Source organism: Leifsonia sp. 10N434, from assembly GCF_056394405.1.
The window spans coordinates 246,241-262,892 of the sequence record NZ_JBFTHV010000006.1; the positions used below are offsets into that span (position 1 = coordinate 246,241).

At 64.7% G+C, this 16,652-nt stretch carries 16 protein-coding genes; 15 read left to right on the top strand and 1 reads right to left on the bottom strand.

Annotated features, from left to right (window positions below; all coding sequences use genetic code 11):
• Positions 1-123: 123 nt before the first annotated feature.
• Positions 124-2,958 (bottom strand): helix-turn-helix transcriptional regulator, encoded by a 2,835-nt coding sequence (locus AC1DB1_RS16205; protein WP_477201537.1) that lies wholly within the window; start codon positions 2,956-2,958, stop codon positions 124-126.
• A gap of 200 nt (positions 2,959-3,158) precedes the next feature.
• Between AC1DB1_RS16205 and AC1DB1_RS16210 the strand changes: the two genes are divergently transcribed.
• The 15 genes from AC1DB1_RS16210 to AC1DB1_RS16280 all read left to right on the top strand — a co-directional run.
• On the top strand, positions 3,159-3,722 hold the full coding sequence (locus tag AC1DB1_RS16210; RefSeq protein WP_477201538.1) for a hypothetical protein: 564 nt from the start codon (positions 3,159-3,161) through the stop codon (positions 3,720-3,722).
• Between the two features lie 20 nt (positions 3,723-3,742).
• Positions 3,743-3,901 carry a zinc transporter permease gene (locus tag AC1DB1_RS16215; protein WP_477201539.1) on the top strand — a complete coding sequence of 53 codons (159 nt, stop codon included), beginning with the start codon at positions 3,743-3,745 and terminating at the stop codon, positions 3,899-3,901.
• A gap of 8 nt (positions 3,902-3,909) precedes the next feature.
• The gene (locus AC1DB1_RS16220; protein ID WP_477201540.1) at positions 3,910-4,986 is read left to right on the top strand and encodes an NAD(P)H-quinone oxidoreductase; all 1,077 of its coding nucleotides are present in this window, start codon (positions 3,910-3,912) and stop codon (positions 4,984-4,986) included.
• Entirely contained in the window at positions 4,983-6,650 is a 1,668-nt protein-coding gene (locus AC1DB1_RS16225) for an MFS transporter (protein ID WP_477201541.1), read from the top strand. Before AC1DB1_RS16220 ends, AC1DB1_RS16225 begins: the two co-directional genes overlap by 4 nt.
• Positions 6,647-7,105 carry a lipocalin-like domain-containing protein gene (locus AC1DB1_RS16230; protein ID WP_477201542.1) on the top strand — a complete coding sequence of 153 codons (459 nt, stop codon included), beginning with the start codon at positions 6,647-6,649 and terminating at the stop codon, positions 7,103-7,105. Before AC1DB1_RS16225 ends, AC1DB1_RS16230 begins: the two co-directional genes overlap by 4 nt.
• Before the next feature lie 115 nt (positions 7,106-7,220).
• Positions 7,221-8,042: an alpha/beta fold hydrolase gene (locus AC1DB1_RS16235; RefSeq protein WP_477201543.1), complete on the top strand. Its 822-nt coding sequence runs from the start codon at positions 7,221-7,223 to the stop codon at positions 8,040-8,042.
• A 25-nt stretch (positions 8,043-8,067) separates the two neighbouring features.
• Positions 8,068-9,114 carry a cupin domain-containing protein gene (locus tag AC1DB1_RS16240; protein WP_477201544.1) on the top strand — a complete coding sequence of 349 codons (1,047 nt, stop codon included), beginning with the start codon at positions 8,068-8,070 and terminating at the stop codon, positions 9,112-9,114.
• A 97-nt stretch (positions 9,115-9,211) separates the two neighbouring features.
• Positions 9,212-9,583, top strand: coding sequence for a UBP-type zinc finger domain-containing protein (locus AC1DB1_RS16245; RefSeq protein WP_477201545.1), 372 nt, complete (start codon positions 9,212-9,214; stop codon positions 9,581-9,583).
• A gap of 34 nt (positions 9,584-9,617) precedes the next feature.
• A complete protein-coding gene (gene fumC / locus AC1DB1_RS16250; RefSeq protein WP_477201546.1) occupies positions 9,618-11,090 on the top strand; it encodes a class II fumarate hydratase in 1,473 nt (490 codons plus the stop codon).
• Entirely contained in the window at positions 11,090-12,211 is a 1,122-nt protein-coding gene (locus AC1DB1_RS16255) for a threonine/serine exporter family protein (RefSeq protein ID WP_477201547.1), read from the top strand. Before fumC ends, AC1DB1_RS16255 begins: the two co-directional genes overlap by 1 nt.
• Before the next feature lie 145 nt (positions 12,212-12,356).
• A complete protein-coding gene (locus AC1DB1_RS16260; RefSeq protein WP_477201548.1) occupies positions 12,357-13,058 on the top strand; it encodes a YoaK family protein in 702 nt (233 codons plus the stop codon).
• 149 nt (positions 13,059-13,207) lie between these two features.
• Complete coding sequence (locus AC1DB1_RS16265; protein ID WP_477201549.1) at positions 13,208-14,527, top strand: MFS transporter; 1,320 nt, start codon at positions 13,208-13,210, stop codon at positions 14,525-14,527.
• Positions 14,524-15,150 (top strand): acetate uptake transporter, encoded by a 627-nt coding sequence (locus AC1DB1_RS16270; RefSeq protein WP_477201550.1) that lies wholly within the window; start codon positions 14,524-14,526, stop codon positions 15,148-15,150. Before AC1DB1_RS16265 ends, AC1DB1_RS16270 begins: the two co-directional genes overlap by 4 nt.
• A gap of 34 nt (positions 15,151-15,184) precedes the next feature.
• Positions 15,185-15,712, top strand: a complete 528-nt coding sequence (locus AC1DB1_RS16275) for a YbhB/YbcL family Raf kinase inhibitor-like protein (protein ID WP_477201551.1) — start codon at positions 15,185-15,187, stop codon at positions 15,710-15,712.
• Between the two features lie 651 nt (positions 15,713-16,363).
• Positions 16,364-16,652 (top strand): methyltransferase domain-containing protein (locus AC1DB1_RS16280; RefSeq protein ID WP_477201552.1); only part of this gene is annotated, 289 nt, incomplete at its 3' end.

The window sequence follows — 16,652 nt, forward strand, 5'->3', positions numbered from 1 at the left end:
TTCTACTCTGCGGCTAGGTCTGGGTAAGGCTCGAGCGCGGTGTCTGCAGTTGCCTGCGCGGTGCTCCCGTTGTTGTCGAACACGTTCAACCCGAGTATCGCCGGTGCCAATCGTCGAGTCTGGTCAGAAACGTCCCCCGAGCTCCAAGATTCGCTCAGTGACCTCGCGTCTCGTGTTTACACCCCATTTGGAGTAGATGTGCCGGATGTAGGTGACGACTGTGTGCGGTGATACGAGAAGTTCGTCGGCGATCTGCTGAGTGGTCAGGCCCGAGCTGATGAAAGTCGCGACCTGACGCTCTCGCTGGGATAGGCCGGTGGCGTCGCTTGGGCCGACGAGCCGCTGATGAACACCTTTGCCTCTCAGCATCTGAAGCACCCGGCTCACGTCACGTGTTGCCCCGCAGCCGTCATACAAACGCATCGCCACAGTGAGTGCGGTCGTTGCCACGGCGTTGTCGTCAGCGAAGATGCCGACCGCCTCGAAGAGAGTGGCGGCCACCAAGGGGCGGCTGCCGGATCGCATCAGTTCCGCAGCGGAGAGGAGCTCGTCGGGGGAGTGATCGCGGATTCCGCGCGTAGCGTGTGCGACGGCGGCTACGAAAGCGTTGTCCGGATTCAGGTCGGCGCGTGCCTGGGCAACGTCCACGATGACGTCCACGGTCTCGAGGTCTCCGGCGAGCTGGCAGATGTATGCGAGAACGAAATCGTCAGCGAAGTCGGCCGGACTCGTCATGGATGGGGTCGCATCTCGAAGAGTGGCGATGGCCAACTTCGAGTGGTCATACGCGTCAGCAGGGCGTTGCCGTTCCACGTCTTCCATGGCGAGGCTCCAATTGCCGGTCCTGGTGAGTCCGACTCCGTCGGCAAGACCTTGGATGAGCGGGCGCATCCTCTCCCGCAACTCGATGTCTCCTGTCCGAAGCGAGATGCGGTGGAGAACCACGCCGGCGGTGGCGTTCATGAAGTCCCCGAGTCCGAGTTGTTCTCCCAGTTCTAGGACGGTCTCTGCTTGGGTGCGGGCGTCGTCGATACGTCCCAGGTGGTAGAGGACTCGAGAGCGGACCATCATCCAGTACGCCTCGGCTATGACGTTCCTTGCCACCCGTGCTTCGTGCAGCCCATCGTCGGTCATCTGCAGAGCTTCGCTGCAGTCACCACGGCTGTTGCGCATGAACGCCATCCACAGACCTTCAGGCAGCCACAGGCCAGCCGGGATGCCGGCCCGTGCGATCCTTTCCGTCGCTCGACGTTGGAGTTCTTCGGCCTCTTCGAAACGTCCTTGATTGAATGTAAGTACCGATTCGGTGGCGTCGATGGTCGCTAGAGCGACGCCGTCTCGATCGTCGTCAGCCACCGCGCGGGCACGCTCTAGGGTCGTACGAAGTCCGGACTCGTCGGCTTTATTCGCAAAGTTCAGCGCGCGAACCGCAAGCAGCTCGACGACTACTTGGTCCGATATCCCCGGGATGGCGAGACCGGTCGTTGTCTCGCGGATGGCGCCGTCGAAGTCGGATTCGGTGAGCTGTCTGGCCAAGGCCAGGCTGAGTCGTGCTCGCGAGTCCGCGTCGAGGAACGGTTTGATCGATCGACTGATTTCCAGCGCTGACTCGATGCGGCCGCCGGCGAGGATGAGGGGAAGGAGGGACGCGACTCGGCCAGCGTAGGCGGGGCTCCCGGCAGTCAGCTGCGCGCCCATGACGACGAGCCCGGCCGCGCCCTCCACATCTGTGGTGGCGAGCTGGTTGGCCGCCAAGAAGAGCAACTCGATCGAGTCGTCGTCGCCGGCTTCGGCGACAGACGCGATTGTCGACGCGAGCGTGGCGACGCCTTCGCCTCCGCGAAGGCGTCGGTGAATGACTTCCCGCGACATTGCTCGACGGAGCGTGGGGGAGAGGCTATCTGCTGCAGCCGTCTGTACCGTGTCATGTCGAAACGCCAGCGCGGTCCCGGTGTCGTTGATGAACCCGAGATCCAGAAGCTCCTGAACCGCAGGCGCTGCCTGAGCCGCCGTTTGCCCGAGGATGTCCAGAACGCCGGACAGAGGGAACGTGCGACCGTACAGGCTTCCAATCTGAGCGATTCGAAGCGCATCCCTATTCAGTTGGCCCAGTCGGTCCCGTGCTGAGGTCCCGAAGCGAGCGGGAAGGGCGTCCTCCTCCAACTCGACCATCCCGCGCGTTGACTGGAGCAGACCTTCCTCTTCGAGGCCGCGCAGAAGCTCGAGCACTAAGAGGGGGTAGCCATCTGCACGCTCGACTGCGGCCTTGACCCGTGGCCCTGGAAGATTTCCGAGCGCGTCAAGTGTCATCTGCTCAACAGCTGAGGCATCCAACGGGCTCAGGTCGACAACATTGCCAATGTCGCTCACCTGAGACAGGAAGCGTTGATGCGCGTCGCTGTACACGCCAGTCCGAGTTGCGAGAAGCCAGGAGATCGGGATGCCATTCAGGTCGTGGATCAGGGCGGCGACTGCTCCGAGCGACCCGGCGTCGAGCCATTGCAGATCGTCAACGACCACGAGTACCCCGGTCCGGCCCGCGGCGATTTCCAACCCGTCGGCGATCATGCGAGTGAGCCAGTACTTGGGAGCGGCGCCCTGCATCACCGGGACCAGGTCGTCATGAGTCACCAGAGGTGGATCGGTGCGGGTGGCGGCAGCGATCAAGGCGGCGAGGGGGGATAGTGCCGAGTCGATGTCCGGCGCGACGACCATTCTCGACCAGCCGCGGCCGCTGGCGGTGTGCAGGGCATGTTGAAGGATGCGGGTCTTCCCAATGCCTGCGTCGCCGGTGAGCAGGGTGACAGCGCGACCGCCGCCAGCTGCGATATCGAAAGCCTGATCAGTCTGGTGGATCTCAACGGAGCGCCCGCGGATAGGCGTGTGATATCTCCCGGCACTGCTCCCTGAAAGGGCGTCGAGGCCGATTCGGCGCGCTTGCTGGGCTTTCTCGGGCACGAAGCCAAATTAGCGCACCTCGGCCCCGTGAACGGTCCGTCCTGTGATGGTCCCTGACCATGCGAGGTGGGCTTTCAAGCCGGGGGATGTGGGGTGCCTGACGCCTATCTAACGTTCCAGGTGCGGGTTTTCAGACCCGACGAAGTGGCTCCGGCCACGCAGCCCCGCCGGAAACCCGGCACAACTGGAAGGAAAATCCCATGAGCGTAATCGTTCGCGACGACCTCGTTCTCTCGCACGCCGTGGTCACCGCCGATGTGACTGCCCCGTTCGAGCACATCGACATCGAGCAGTGGCTGAAGACCCTGCCGACCCACGAGTACCAGCGCTGTGCGCCCGGCGACCACAAGGCCGCCGGCTACACCGTGGACGACGACGGCACCCCGATGTCGATCAACGTGGAGATGATCGGCTCCGGCCTGGTCATCCAGCAGTACCGGTACGAGGTCGCCAGCCCGCACTACTGCAAGATGGTGTCGATCTCCGACGTCTACTCGCCTTCCGGTTGGACCACCACGCAGGTGATCTGGGAACTCGGAATCGAGCAGCTCGAGGGGGACCAGCTGCGCTACGTCAACACGGTCACGTCGCACCCGACGGAGGACTTCCTGAAGTTCATCATCGCCAGCGGTCAGACGTTCGAAGACGCCGCGGCCGCCCGTCAGCACGCCTCCGGCGCGCACTGCGAGGTCGAGACGCCGCACTACGCGCAGAGCATCGCGGCGTTCGCGAACGCCCGCGCTGCCGAAGCCGCCGCGGCCTGAGCCACATCCGAGGCCCAGAAATGACCACGGACAACGTGCACGCGGAACATCACACCACCGAGGTGCACGAACACGGCGACGGATGCGGCCACGACACGGTCGTTCACGGCGACCACGTCGACTACATCCACGACTCGCACCGTCACGCCCTTCACGGGGATCACTACGACGAGCACTGAGTAGCCAAGTGATCGAAGGGGGCGACCAGCCCCCTTCGGTCACGGCTGCCCCCGAAGGGAAACCCACCTCGATGTCTTCCGCGATCCGTTTTACCCACCCCGGCCCACCTGAAGCTCTCCGACTGGTGCGGATCGAACGGCCCGAGCCGGGGCTCCATGAGGTGCGCATCGAGGTCGCCGCTGCAGGCGTGAACAACGCCGACCTGCTCGAACGACGCGGACAGTACCCTGTACCGCCCAACGCACCAGCGGGACTCGGCCTCGAGGTCGCTGGCACTATCACCGCCGTCGGCGGCGACGTCACTGCCTGGCGGCCCGGCGATCAGGTGTGCGCTCTCGTCGCAGGAGGCGGATACGCCGAAGAAGCGATTGCTCCTGCAGCGCAGGTGATGCGCATCCCACCGGGTCTGAGCATGATCGAAGCTGCTGCGCTGCCCGAGGTCGCCTGTACCGTCTACTCCAACCTTGCGATGATCGCCGGCCTCACCGCCGGGCAAACCGTGCTCATCCACGGGGCTGGCAGCGGAATCGGTTCCTTCGCTATCCAATGGGCAAACGCGATCGGCGCCGACATCATCACCACCGCAGGCAGCGAAGCAAAGACACTCGCTGCCATGGGGCTCGGAGCGACCCGGGCCGTCAACTACCGCACCGACGACTTCGTAGCGGCAACCCTTGCCGCCACCGGCGGACGTGGCGTCGACGCCATCCTCGACATCGTCGGTACCACCTACTTGCGACGCAACATGGAATGCCTCGCCGACGATGGGCACCTCGTCATCATCGGCGGAACCGCAGAACGCGTCACCTTCGACCTGTGGGAACTCATGTCGCGCCGCGCGAGTATCTCAGCGACTCTCCTCAGAGGCCGGCCCGCGCACCAGAAGGCTGCCATCGTCGCGGGTGTCACCCGTGACGTGCTGCCACTCGTCGAGGCCGGGGTGATTCGGCCGATCGTCGACACTGTCTTCCCGCTGGCTGAGGCTGGAAGTGCCCACGAGATGCTCGAGTCCGGGCGCACCGTCGGCAAGGTCGTGCTCGAGACCAGCCGCCACCGACCCCGGATCATCGGAACGGGTTCGTGAACAACATCGCGACGCCCAAGCCGAAGCAGGAGCGCGTCCGGGTCTTTGCGCCGCTCACCGTGCCGATCTTCCGTGCTCTCTGGGTCGCCGCACTCATCAGCAACATCGGCAGCTGGATGCAGACCGTCGGCGCGCAATGGTTCATGATCGAGCAGCACGGCTCCCCGCTCCTGATCACCCTCGTCCAGACCGCCTCCGCCCTTCCCGTCCTGCTTCTCGGTATCCCTGCCGGAGTCCTTGGCGAACTCCTCAACCGACGCAACCTGCTGATCTGGGTCCAGACTGCGCAGGTACTCATCAGTGCGGCACTTGTCGCGGTGACCGTGGCCGGCGAAATGACCCCCTACCTGCTGCTTGTGTTGACCTTGCTCCTGGGGGCGGCGTCCGCAGTTCAACTCCCGGCCTACGGAGCGATCTCAGCAGAAATCGTTCCCACCCGGATGATCCCGAATGCCGCGTCACTGAGTGCAATCTCCGTGAACCTTGCCCGTGCGGTCGGACCGGCGATCGCCGGGCTGGTCCTGTCAGGTCTCGGCGTCACCTACGTGTTCGCGCTGAACTTGGCGTCGTTCGCAGTGTTCCTGGTGGTCTTGGTCTGCTGGCGAAGCTATCACCCCGACCCGCACCAGCCTGAGCGGTTCATCGCGGCCACCCGCGCCGGTGTGCGCTACGTCGCTCACGCGGCCGTCGTCCGCCGAATCTACGTACGGCTCGGCCTCTTCGTCGTTCCGGGAAGTGTCCTCTTCGCTCTGCTACCCCTACTCGCCACCGACCGTCTCCACCTAGATGCGGCCGGTTACGGGATACTGCTGGCCGGTCTCGGCGTCGGCTCCGTCGCCGCCGCAGCCTTCGCCCCACTCGTCCGCGACATCCTCGGACCCAACCGCACCGTACTCATCTCGTCCGTGCTCTTCGGTGCAGGAGCGATCGCTGTGGCGCTCTCCCCAGTCGTAACAGTGACGCTGCCCGTCCTAGCGCTCGTCGGCGCAGCATGGATCGGTGTCGTGGCGACCCTGAACGGGGCCGTCCAATCCTTCCTCCCTGTCTGGGTCCGAACTCGCGGCCTGTCGATCTACCAGATGGTCCTCTTCGGCTCCTTGGGCTTCGGCGCCGCTTTGAGTGGAGGGATTGCGGGGTGGGTGGGCGCAGCGCCGACCACCGCCGTGGCGGGTGTCCTAGTGATCTGCGTCGCTGCAACACAGTTGCTGTGGCCGCTGCTTCCGACTGAACAGAAGAAACGACACACAGCACCTCTACCGCTCGCGGCTGACAACGGCGCCGACATCGACGCCAGCGCCCAGACGCTCGCAATCGTCCGCTACGACGTCGGTGAGACGGACCGGTTGGCGTTCTTGGAGCAGATGAAACTCGTCGAACACAGCCGGCGACGCACCGGCGCACGCACCTGGGCTCTGTACCAAGACCGGGAGAGCCCCGGCGACCTCGTCGAGGTGTTCGCGGTCGGCAGCTGGCAGGAGCACCTCCAGCAGCACACCTCCCGGCCCACGCAGTACGACGACGACACCATCCGAGCAGCAAGCGCCCTGGCTTCCGCCGTCGACGTCCACCACCTTATCCAGATCGGTCGCAGCCGCACCACCTGGGCTGCGGACCCGGCCCGATCCATCCAGAAACAGCACAAGAAACCGGAGGAACACAAATGACCACCACCATCGGTGACCTCAGCGGCGCCTGGGCATTCGTCAGCGCCGAAGAGGTCTTCGCGGACGGCGAACGCCGACCGCAGTTCGGCGACGATGCCGCCGGCTACCTCAGCTACAGCGCAAACGGCATCGTGACGGCTGTGCTCGGCAGCATGAAACGGCCTGCAGGTTCCGCAACCGAGCCGCAGAACGCCAGCGACGCAGACCTCGCTGCGATGGCGCGTCAGTTCATCGCCTACGGCGGACCATTCACGCTCGATGCCACCAGTGACACCGTCACCCACCACATCGACATCGCCTTGTTCCCCGGATGGCAAGGAGGAGACCAAGTGCGGCATTTCACCGTGAACGGCGACCTCCTGCAAGGCAGGACGCTCCAGACAACCTCACCCGACGGACGCAGCTACCACGTCGAGCTGACCTGGGGACGGATTCACCAACCGCCCACAGATTAAGCGAGCGCTGCAACCCACTCCACCTCAACGCCCGCGTCCAGGCGAACCAACTCGTGAACTCTCCCCTCGGCAGCGGTCGCGGCCGACGCACTCAATCCCAAACGAAAGGAACACCATGCCCTACTTCACCACCACCGACGGCGCGGAGATCTACTACACCGACCAGGGAACCGGTCAGCCGATCGTGCTCAGCCACGGCTGGCCGCTGTCCTCTGACGCCTGGCAGGTTGAAATCAAGCGCTTCTACGACGCCGGCTACCGCGTCATAGCCCACGACCGCCGCGGTCACGGGCGCTCGTCGAAGGTCGCGACCGGTCATGACATGACCACCTACGCCAAAAACCTCGCCGAACTGATTGACCACCTCGACCTCCACGAAGTCGTCGTGATTGGCCACTCCACGGGTGGCGGAGAAGTCGTGCGCTATGCCGCACAGTTCGGCAACGGCCGGGTAGCCAAGGTCGTGACCGCGGGGGCTGTGCCGCCGATCATGCTCGAGTCGGAGTCGAACCCGTACGGCACCCCGATCGAGGACCTCGACGGCATCCGCGCCAACGTGCTTGCAGACCGCTCGCAGTTCTGGCTCGATCTGGCCGTGCCGTTCTACGGCGGCAACAGGCCCGGCGTCGATGTCAGCGACGGACTCAAGCAGGACTTCTGGCGCCAAGGAATGCTCGTGAACCTCATCGCCGCCTATGACTGCGTGAAGGCGTTCTCCGAGACCGATCAGACCGACGACCTCAAATCCCTCGACGTGCCCGTCTTCATCGCCCACGGCGACGCCGATCAGATCGTTCCGATCGCGGCGGCGGCGAAGAAGTCGATCGAACTGGTCAGCGACGGCAGCCTCAAGATATACCCCGGCGCCTCTCACGGCATCTGGGGTGCCTACCAGGACGAACTCGACCAGGACATCCTCGCGTTCATCGCGAAGTGACGACCGGCCACCAGACAGGACCGTCATGAACACCCCATCCCGCCACGTCGCCTCCCTCGTCGAGGCTGCACCCACCTTCGAAAGCGACCTCGGGTCGGTCGCCCAGCTCAGCACCGGCAACTTCCCCATCCTCGAAGGCATGACCCTCAAACGGATCGTGCTGGAGCCCGGAGCGATCCGCGAGCCACAGTGGAACGTTAATTCGAACCAGATCGCCTACGTCACCAAGGGCACCGTCCTGGTGTCGATGCTCGCCACCGGCGACGAATTCGCGACGTTCCTCGTCAAGACCGGGCAGATGTACCACGTCGCGTCAGGTGCGGTCTATCACATCGAGAACGTCGGGGACGAGCAAGCGGAGATCATCGCGGCACTCCGCACCGGTGAACCGCAGCACTTCTCCTTCCAGAACAGCGTCAACGTGATGAGCGACGCGGTGCTCGGCAACACATACGACCTGCCGGCATCGGCTTTCCACGGCTTCCCCCGTGGTGACGCACCGCAGATCATCCGACGAACGGGCAGCGCAAGCATCCCCGACAACGTCGGCCTGCCCAACGCCCATCTCTTCGATGCGGAGGGGCAGATCGCACCTCTGGCGTACCCCTACGGGCACGCGAAGCTTGCCCGCAAACAGTTCTGGGCGGCACTGGAAGACCTCTCGATGTACTCGCTCAACATCAACGGCGTAGGAATGAGAGAACCACACTGGCACCCGATCACCGCCGAACTCGGCTACGTCAAAAGCGGTCACGCCCGTATGACCGTGCTCGACCCCGATGGCACCGTGGACACCTACGAGCTGCGCCCCGGGCAGGCCTACTTCGTACCGCGCGCGTACCCGCACCACATTGAGGCGCTCAGCGACGAGGGAATCGAATTCCTGATCTTCTTCGACCAATTCGTACCTGGCGACGTCGGCTACCGCGCCAGCGCGACTGCTTTCTCGCGAGAAGTGCTCGCTGCAACTTTCCAGGTACCGGAGAAGGACCTGCCCGAGTTCCCCTTCACTCCCATCGACCCGCTCATCGTGCCGAGGAGCAACCCTCGCGACCCGTCTCCGGGCCAATGATGGGCACCCGCGTTGTGAAGCCGCCGCTTCGCCGAGCGAGCCGGATACCTTCGGCCGCCAACGTCCGAGCATCCGACGCTGTCCGAAGCGGCGCCCCGTGAACCGCCGAACTGATCCCGCCATCGACCCCCGCGTTCCGCCAAGCGGCACCGGATGCGTCGAATGCGACGAAGAACACAGCTGGTGGGTGCATCTTCGCCGCTGCGCCAAGTGCGGTCACATCGGCTGCTGCGACGCCTCCCTGAACAAACACGCCACCAAACATGCGGCCCAGACAGGCCACCCAATCATCCGAAGCTTCGAGCCGGGAGAGGACTGGTTCTGGGACTACCGCACCAATGATTTCGTCGACGGCCCCCAGATGGCTCCACCTGAAAGCCACCCCGACACCCAAACCGTTCCCGGACCTGCCCAGCGCCTGCCGCAGAACTGGGAAACGCTCCTCGAACAGCACCACAACCCCGTCTGACCACCACAACACCCATCACATTGGAGGTTCAACCATGAGTACCACCGCCGAACAGAACGCCACCGTCACACCCATCTACACGGACGTACCCCTCGGCCTCGACGCAACCGGGGAGCGCACCGAATTCGACAGCATGGGCACCGTGTCGGTCCCAGCCGACCGCTACTGGGGTGCTCAGACCCAGCGGTCACTGCAGCACTTCTCCATCGGCAACGACCACATGCCTGTCGAGGTGTACCGCGCATACGGCATCGTCAAGAAGGCCGCCGCCCTTGTCAACCAGGAAGCGGGCCGGCTCCCGGACTGGAAGGCGAAGGTCATCGTCCAAGCGGCCGACGAGACCATCGCCGGCAAGTTGGACCAGGAGTTCCCGCTATATGTATGGCAGACCGGGTCAGGCACGCAGAGCAACATGAACATCAATGAGGTGCTCTCCAATCGCGCCATCCAGCTGCTTGGCGGCACCCTCGGCTCACAGCACCCGGTCGGCCCGAATGACGACGTCAACATGGCTCAGTCCAGCAACGACTCCTTCCCCACCGCGATGCACATCGCTGCGATCACCGAAATCGACGACCGCCTGCTGCCACGGCTGCGTGAGCTGCACGCTGAGATCGACACAAAAGCGAAGAAATGGATGGGTGTGGTGAAGATCGGTCGCACCCACCTCGAGGATGCGGTGCCGCTCACCGTCGGCCAGGAATGGTCAGGTTACGCCGCCCAGTTGGAGGGGGTCATTCGCGAGGTGGAGCACTCCCGCGAAGGCCTGCTGCAGTTGGCCCTCGGCGGCACAGCAGTGGGGACCGGTCTGAACGCTCCCGCAGGGTTCTCGGAGACGGTTGCTGCGAAGATCGCCGAGCTCACCGGCAAGAAATACGTCACTGCGCCGAACAAGTTCGAAGCGCAAGGCTCGCTCGACGCCATCGTCCGCGCCCACGCCGCCCTCCGCGGGGTTGCCGTGGCGTTGATGAAGATCGCCAACGACATGCGCTGGCTCGCGTCCGGCCCACGCACCGGGTTCGCCGAACTGGTGCTGCCCTCCAACGAGCCCGGATCCTCGATCATGCCCGGCAAGGTCAACCCCACCCAGTGCGAGGCGATCGTGATGATCTCCATCCAAGTCTTGGGAGACGACTCCGCCGTGGCGTTCGCCGGTTCGCAGGGCAACTTCGAACTCAACGCGATGAGGCCGATCATCATCAACAACTTCCTCCACTCGGCCCGCATCCTGGGCGACGGCGTGGAGAAGTTCCTCACCTACTCGGTGAAAGGCACCGAGCTCAACGCGAAGAAGATCGCCTCCTATGTGGGGGAGAGCCTGATGCTGGTCACCGCGCTGAGCCCGGTCATCGGATACCAGAACGCCGCCCACATCGCCGAAAACGCTCTCGCGAACGACCAGACGCTCCGGGAGGCCGCTCTGGCTTCGGGCAAAGTCACTGCAGAGCAGTTCGACAGCATCGTCATCCCCGCATCCCTTGTCGGGACCGGCGTCGGCGGCGCCTGATGAGCGACACAGCTGTTCAGGCTGCGGCACCAGCGACGAGCGCATCCGACCAGGACCTCGTCGCCGGGGCCGCAGCCCTGCTGCAAGCCTCCGGCGAAACCACGTCGGTGACCCTCGCCGCTGTGGAGAGGATGAACCGTGGCCTCGGAACCCACTTCGAACTCGTTCCCCAGTGGACGGCAGTGACCGTCACCGACCCATCCGATCGGGATGCAGCACCGGCACGGATCGTCCCGGCATCACCGACCGGGATCTCGATGCGCGCAGTCGCCGTGCTGATGCGAACCATCGACCAGCTCGGCGAGAGGGCGGCGGGCCGCACCGATCTTGCCGCCGCGCTCGGCCGCGCTCGGAAGGTCCGGCCTGCGAGCCTGTGGATCTTCCTCCTCGCCTGCGCGACCGGCGGCGGCTCCCTGGCGATCATCTTCGGCGCCCAGGATGCCACGGCGGTGCTGCTCGCCGCAGGCAGTGCTGCGCTGGGCGGTGCGATCCGCCGCCTGCTTGGCCGGGCGCACGTCGGACCGATCGGGCAGGTGTTCGCTGCCGCGTTCCTCGCCGGCATCATCGGCGGGCTGGCCGTGCAGGCGGACCTCAGCTCGTCGCTGCGACTGATCGCAGTGTGCCCGGCGATGATCCTGGTCCCCGGCCCTCACATCCTCAACGGCGCCCTCGACGTGCTCGCGTTGCGCATCCCGATCGGCTTCGCCCGCCTCGGCTACGCAGCGATCCTGCTGCTGTCGATCGGGACAGGCTTGGCGGTCGCGCTGGCGATCTTCGGCACCGATCTGCCCAACGACCCGGCAGGGCGCACCGTGCCGTTCTGGCTGGACGTCACAGCCGCCGCAATCGCCGCCGCGTCCTACCCGGTGTACTTCTCGATGCCGTACCGGCTTCTCGCCTGGCCGGTCGTGGTCGGCGCTATCGCCCACGGGCTGCGCTGGTGGGCGATGAGCGTCTGGGGTGTGAACATCGTCATCGGCGCCTTCCTCGCGTGCCTGTTCGTCGGCATCGTTCTCGCTCCGATCGCGCGGCGACTCCACATCCCTTCGCCGGCATCGGCTTCGCCGCCGTCGTCTCGCTCGTCCCCGGGGTGTTCGTCTTCCGAGCGATCAACGCTCTAGGTAGCCTGCCGTTCGGGGGTGCCGATCCACAGCTGCTCGGCGGAATCTCCGATGGAATCACCGCCCTCGTCATCGTCATGGCGATGGCCGTCGGCCTCGCCGTGCCGACGCACCTCTACGGGCTTCTGCGGAAGGAAACGCGGCCATGAACCGGGCGATTCTCCTCCCGACGGTGCTTAGCCTGATCGCTGGTGTCACCGATGTGACCAGCTGGCTTCTACTCGGCGGGTTCTTCTCTGCCCATGTGACCGGCAACCTCGTCGTCGTCGCGGCCGACATCGTGACCGGCACACCACCGGACATCGTCGCAGTCCTCGCCATCCCCGTGTTCATCCTCACGACAGCGGTGGCGACCATCGCTGCGCGACGTATCGGCGCTGACTCTCCGAACGTAACCACAGTGCTGTTCGGGGCGCAGGCCGCGTTCCTTGTCGCCGCTGGCATCCTCTCATTCACCACACACGCATCCGCCAACCCTAAGGAAGGCATGGCGATCGTGATCGGGATCTGCGCTGTCTGCGCGATGGCGACACAGAACGCCTACCTGCACATCGTTCCGCCCCGCGCCCTGTCCACCGCCGTGATGACCGGCAACCTTGTCGCCGCAACCGTCGCCGTGACAGACATTCTGCGTACTCGAGGCGCAGCGACGGATGCACGCGCTCGATGGACTGCGAGCTGGCCGTTGCTTGCCGGATTCGTCGGCGGCTGCCTGATGGGGGCGACAGGAGCCACCCTCTTCAGTGATCAAGGGGCTCTGGTTCCAGCTGCACTGGCGGTCATCCTGTTCGCCGCAGAGCTGGCACGTAGGCACGCTCACGCTGCTCCGCAACGAGTGACTGGGTAGCTGCCATCAGGGTCCCGTCCCGCGTCAGGTGAGGTCAGCTCCCCGACCGGGGGATGTGGGACCAAAGGGCCACTTCTACAGTCCTACGTAGCCGACAGCGACGCTCCCGCTTCCACCCTCTTCCAAGATTTCCGAAAGGTCCACCAACCATGTCCAACCTCACTGCACGGGGCGACGTACGCGGCGCGTCGCAGCAGGAGCGTGTGAAGGCCAAGCCTTCGTACCGACGTGCCGGATCACGCTCCGACCGTTTCGGGTTGGCCGCGATGACCTCGGTCCTGTTCCTCTTCTTCGCCGCAGCCGCTGCACCCAGCCCGCTTCTACCCCTGCTGCTGAACCAATGGCATTTTGAGCCGTGGCTGCTCACATCCGCGTTCGCGGTCTACGCTCTCGCAATCCTGGTCGCCCTGCTGGTCGTGGGACGACTGTCGGACCACATCGGCCGGCGCCCCGTCGTACTCGTCGCCGTAGCGGTCGAGCTGGCCTCCATGATTCTCTTCCTGATCGCCGACAACATCTGGACATTCGTGATCGCCCGCACCCTTCAGGGCTTGGCTACAGGAGCAGCTACCGGTGCGATCTCCGCCGCCATCGCCGACTTCGCAGGAGAGCGCCGAGCTCGCCTCACTGCGACGCTCGGCAGTGTCGGCCCCCTCGCTGGTCTCGCCACCGGAGCTGTCTTCGCCGGTGCCGTCGCCGAGTACAGCCTCGACCCGAAACCAGTGATCTTCGCCGTGCTCGCGTGCCTCTTCGCCGTCGGGCTCGCCGGTGTCGCCCTGGTCCGTGAATCATCGTCGCGACGGCCGGGAGCAGTACGGAGCCTCACTCCCCGTGTGTCCATCCCGCCGGCGGCCCGCCGCGCGTTCTGGAAAGCAGTGCCCATCGCAACAGCCGTCTGGATGGCAGGAGGGTTCTACCTCTCCGTCGTCGGGGAAACCGCCCGCGACGTCCTCGCGATCAGTGACGAATTCCAGAGCAGCCTGCTCATCGCCGGGCTTTCAGCTACAGGCGCGATCACCGTCGTCATCAGCCAACGACTTCGCGCCCGCACCGGCGCCACCATCGGGATGCTCCTGATAGCCCTCGGAATGCTGAGCGGTATCGTCGCGATCCACACCGCATCCGTCGCCCTGCTTGTCGTCGGCACGATTGTCAGCGGCGCCGGGTTCGGTATGGCCTTCGCCGGCGCTGTCGGTCTCGTCATCCCCCACGCCCACGCCCACAAACGAGGCGAACTGTTCTCCGCGATCTACGTCGTGAACTACCTCGCATTCGGAGTTCCCGCAATCATCGCCGGCTTCCTCATCGTCCCGCTCGGGCTGTCGGCCGCCGTGATCCTCTACGCGGTCGTCGTTGTCGCCGTCGCCGTGATCGGTGTCTTCGTCCAAGCCCTGCCAACACCCTCAACCCGCCGTACACGCGTCAGATTCAGCACATCAAACCACCCCGAGAAGGAGCCCCGACTATGACCGACTCTTCACAACCAGCGACCACCTTTCCGAAGCCGGCCGCTGCCAGCCACCACCCTGTCATCCCCGGTATCGCCGACCCCGCCGCGCTCGGCCTGGGCGCATTCGGCATGTCAACCGCACTCCTCAGCTTCGGAAACGCAGGCATCGTCCCCACCGCCGCTACCGCAGTCCTTGGACTCGGCTTCTTCTACGGAGGGATAGCCCAGCTCATCGCCGGCATCTGGGAGTTCGTGCAAGCCAACACCTTCGGTGCCCTTGCCTTCGTCTCGTACGGCGCGTTCTGGCTCGCCTACTGGTGGACGGTCACCACACCCAACGTTCTCCACGACGCCGGGGGAGCAGGGATGGGAACCTTCCTCCTGCTCTGGGCGGTGTTCACCACCTTCATGATCGTCCCCTGCATCCGAATCTCGAACTTGCTGACGGCATTGTTCACCGCGGCCGCCATCACTTTCATATTGCTCGCGATCGCCGAGTACACCTCCTCCGAAGTCATCACCCGAGTCGCCGGATACACCGGCCTGATCGTAGGAGTACTAGGCCTCTACGGCTGCTTCGCATCCGTAGTCAACGCAACCTGGCGCCGCGCAATCATCCCTCTCGGCAGCCGCGATCTCTGATCTACGACCAACCCCGCACACGAAAGGCAACGACATGACAAACGACCCCAACTGGAAGCTGCCAAACGTTCCCACCTTCACTCTCGCCAGTCCGGACTTCACCGACGGCAAAGAATTGCCGAACTGGGTCCGCGGCGCCGCAGCGGGAGGTGAAGACCGATCACCAGAGCTCCGCTGGGAGGGAGCACCCGCCGAGACGCAGAGCTTCGTCCTCACCGTCTTCGACCCGGATGCCCCCAGCGGGTCAGGGTTCTGGCACTGGACGCTCATCAACATCCCAGCGACCACGACCTCCTTGCCCCGCGGCGCTGGTACTGACGACACGCTCCTCCCCGTCGGTGCAGCACGCCGCCGCAACGAATACGGCTCCAACGTCTTCATCGGCGCGGCGCCACCCGTAGGCACCGGACCCCACCGGTACGTCTACACGCTCAGCGCCCTCGACGTGCCCGCTCTCGAGGTAACAGCAGATGTGACGCCCGCAATCATTGGCCTCCGGTTGCGCGCCCACATCATCGGCCGCGCCCAAATCACCGGTCTCACGGAGACGGTCGCAGGCTGACCATCGACTCCGCATTGGACGGGTCTCGGATTCGGGGACGCTTCAGCTCCGGCGTCGGCGTGCGGGTCGAAATGCTTCCCCTTTTACTCGCGATGCGAGAGGCCGGACCGCACCAGCCGGCGTCAGCGTCCGCCACGAACGACACGTGTTGTGCGGTCCATCACGACTAAGTCCACGCTGACGCAACTTGAGACGGTAGCTGACGCGTCCCAGGTAAGAGAGGACGCGTCCTAGGTAAGAGAGTAGTAGGAACACGAATGACTGAGGTACAACTTTCCACGCCTCGGGATATCGCACTGATTTCATCGATCGAGCAGTACCCGTCGACGGAACCGATTGACTTGGGGACACTTGTCGCCCCCACTACGGCCAGCTGACTATCGGACTGCTCCGACGAAATTCGAAACGGCGCAGTTGCGAGCGATGTCATCCATCGCGATCTGCTCCGTCGAGGCACTCTCAAAAGCGGCGGCGATCCCGATGCCCGTGTCGCCGTCGTCTTTGGTCGCGAAGCCGTGCGGTTCTCGCAATGCCCAGCCGCCCGCTTGGGGATCGGCTTACGGGCGATAAGTGACGATCGCTCTGTGACCGGTTCGCCGCCTCGAGCGTGTTGTAGCGCCGGGGAGTTGATCGGATCTCTATGGTGGGCGGGTGAGCGACCCGGATTGGATTGAAATCACTCGCCAGTCGTATGACACCGTTGCAGATAACTACGCGGACTTCACTCGGGCTGCGATGGGCCGGGTGCCGGTCGCAAATTCATTCTTGGACCTCTTCTCATCGCTTGTTGTACGGGAGGGGCGCGTCCTCGACGCAGGCTGCGGCCCTGGTTGGGTCACGGCCTACCTGCGCGACCGCGGTCTCAACATCAGTGGCATCGACCTTTCACCCCGGCTCATTGAGATAGCGCGCACGAATTACCCGGAAATCAGTTTCGAGG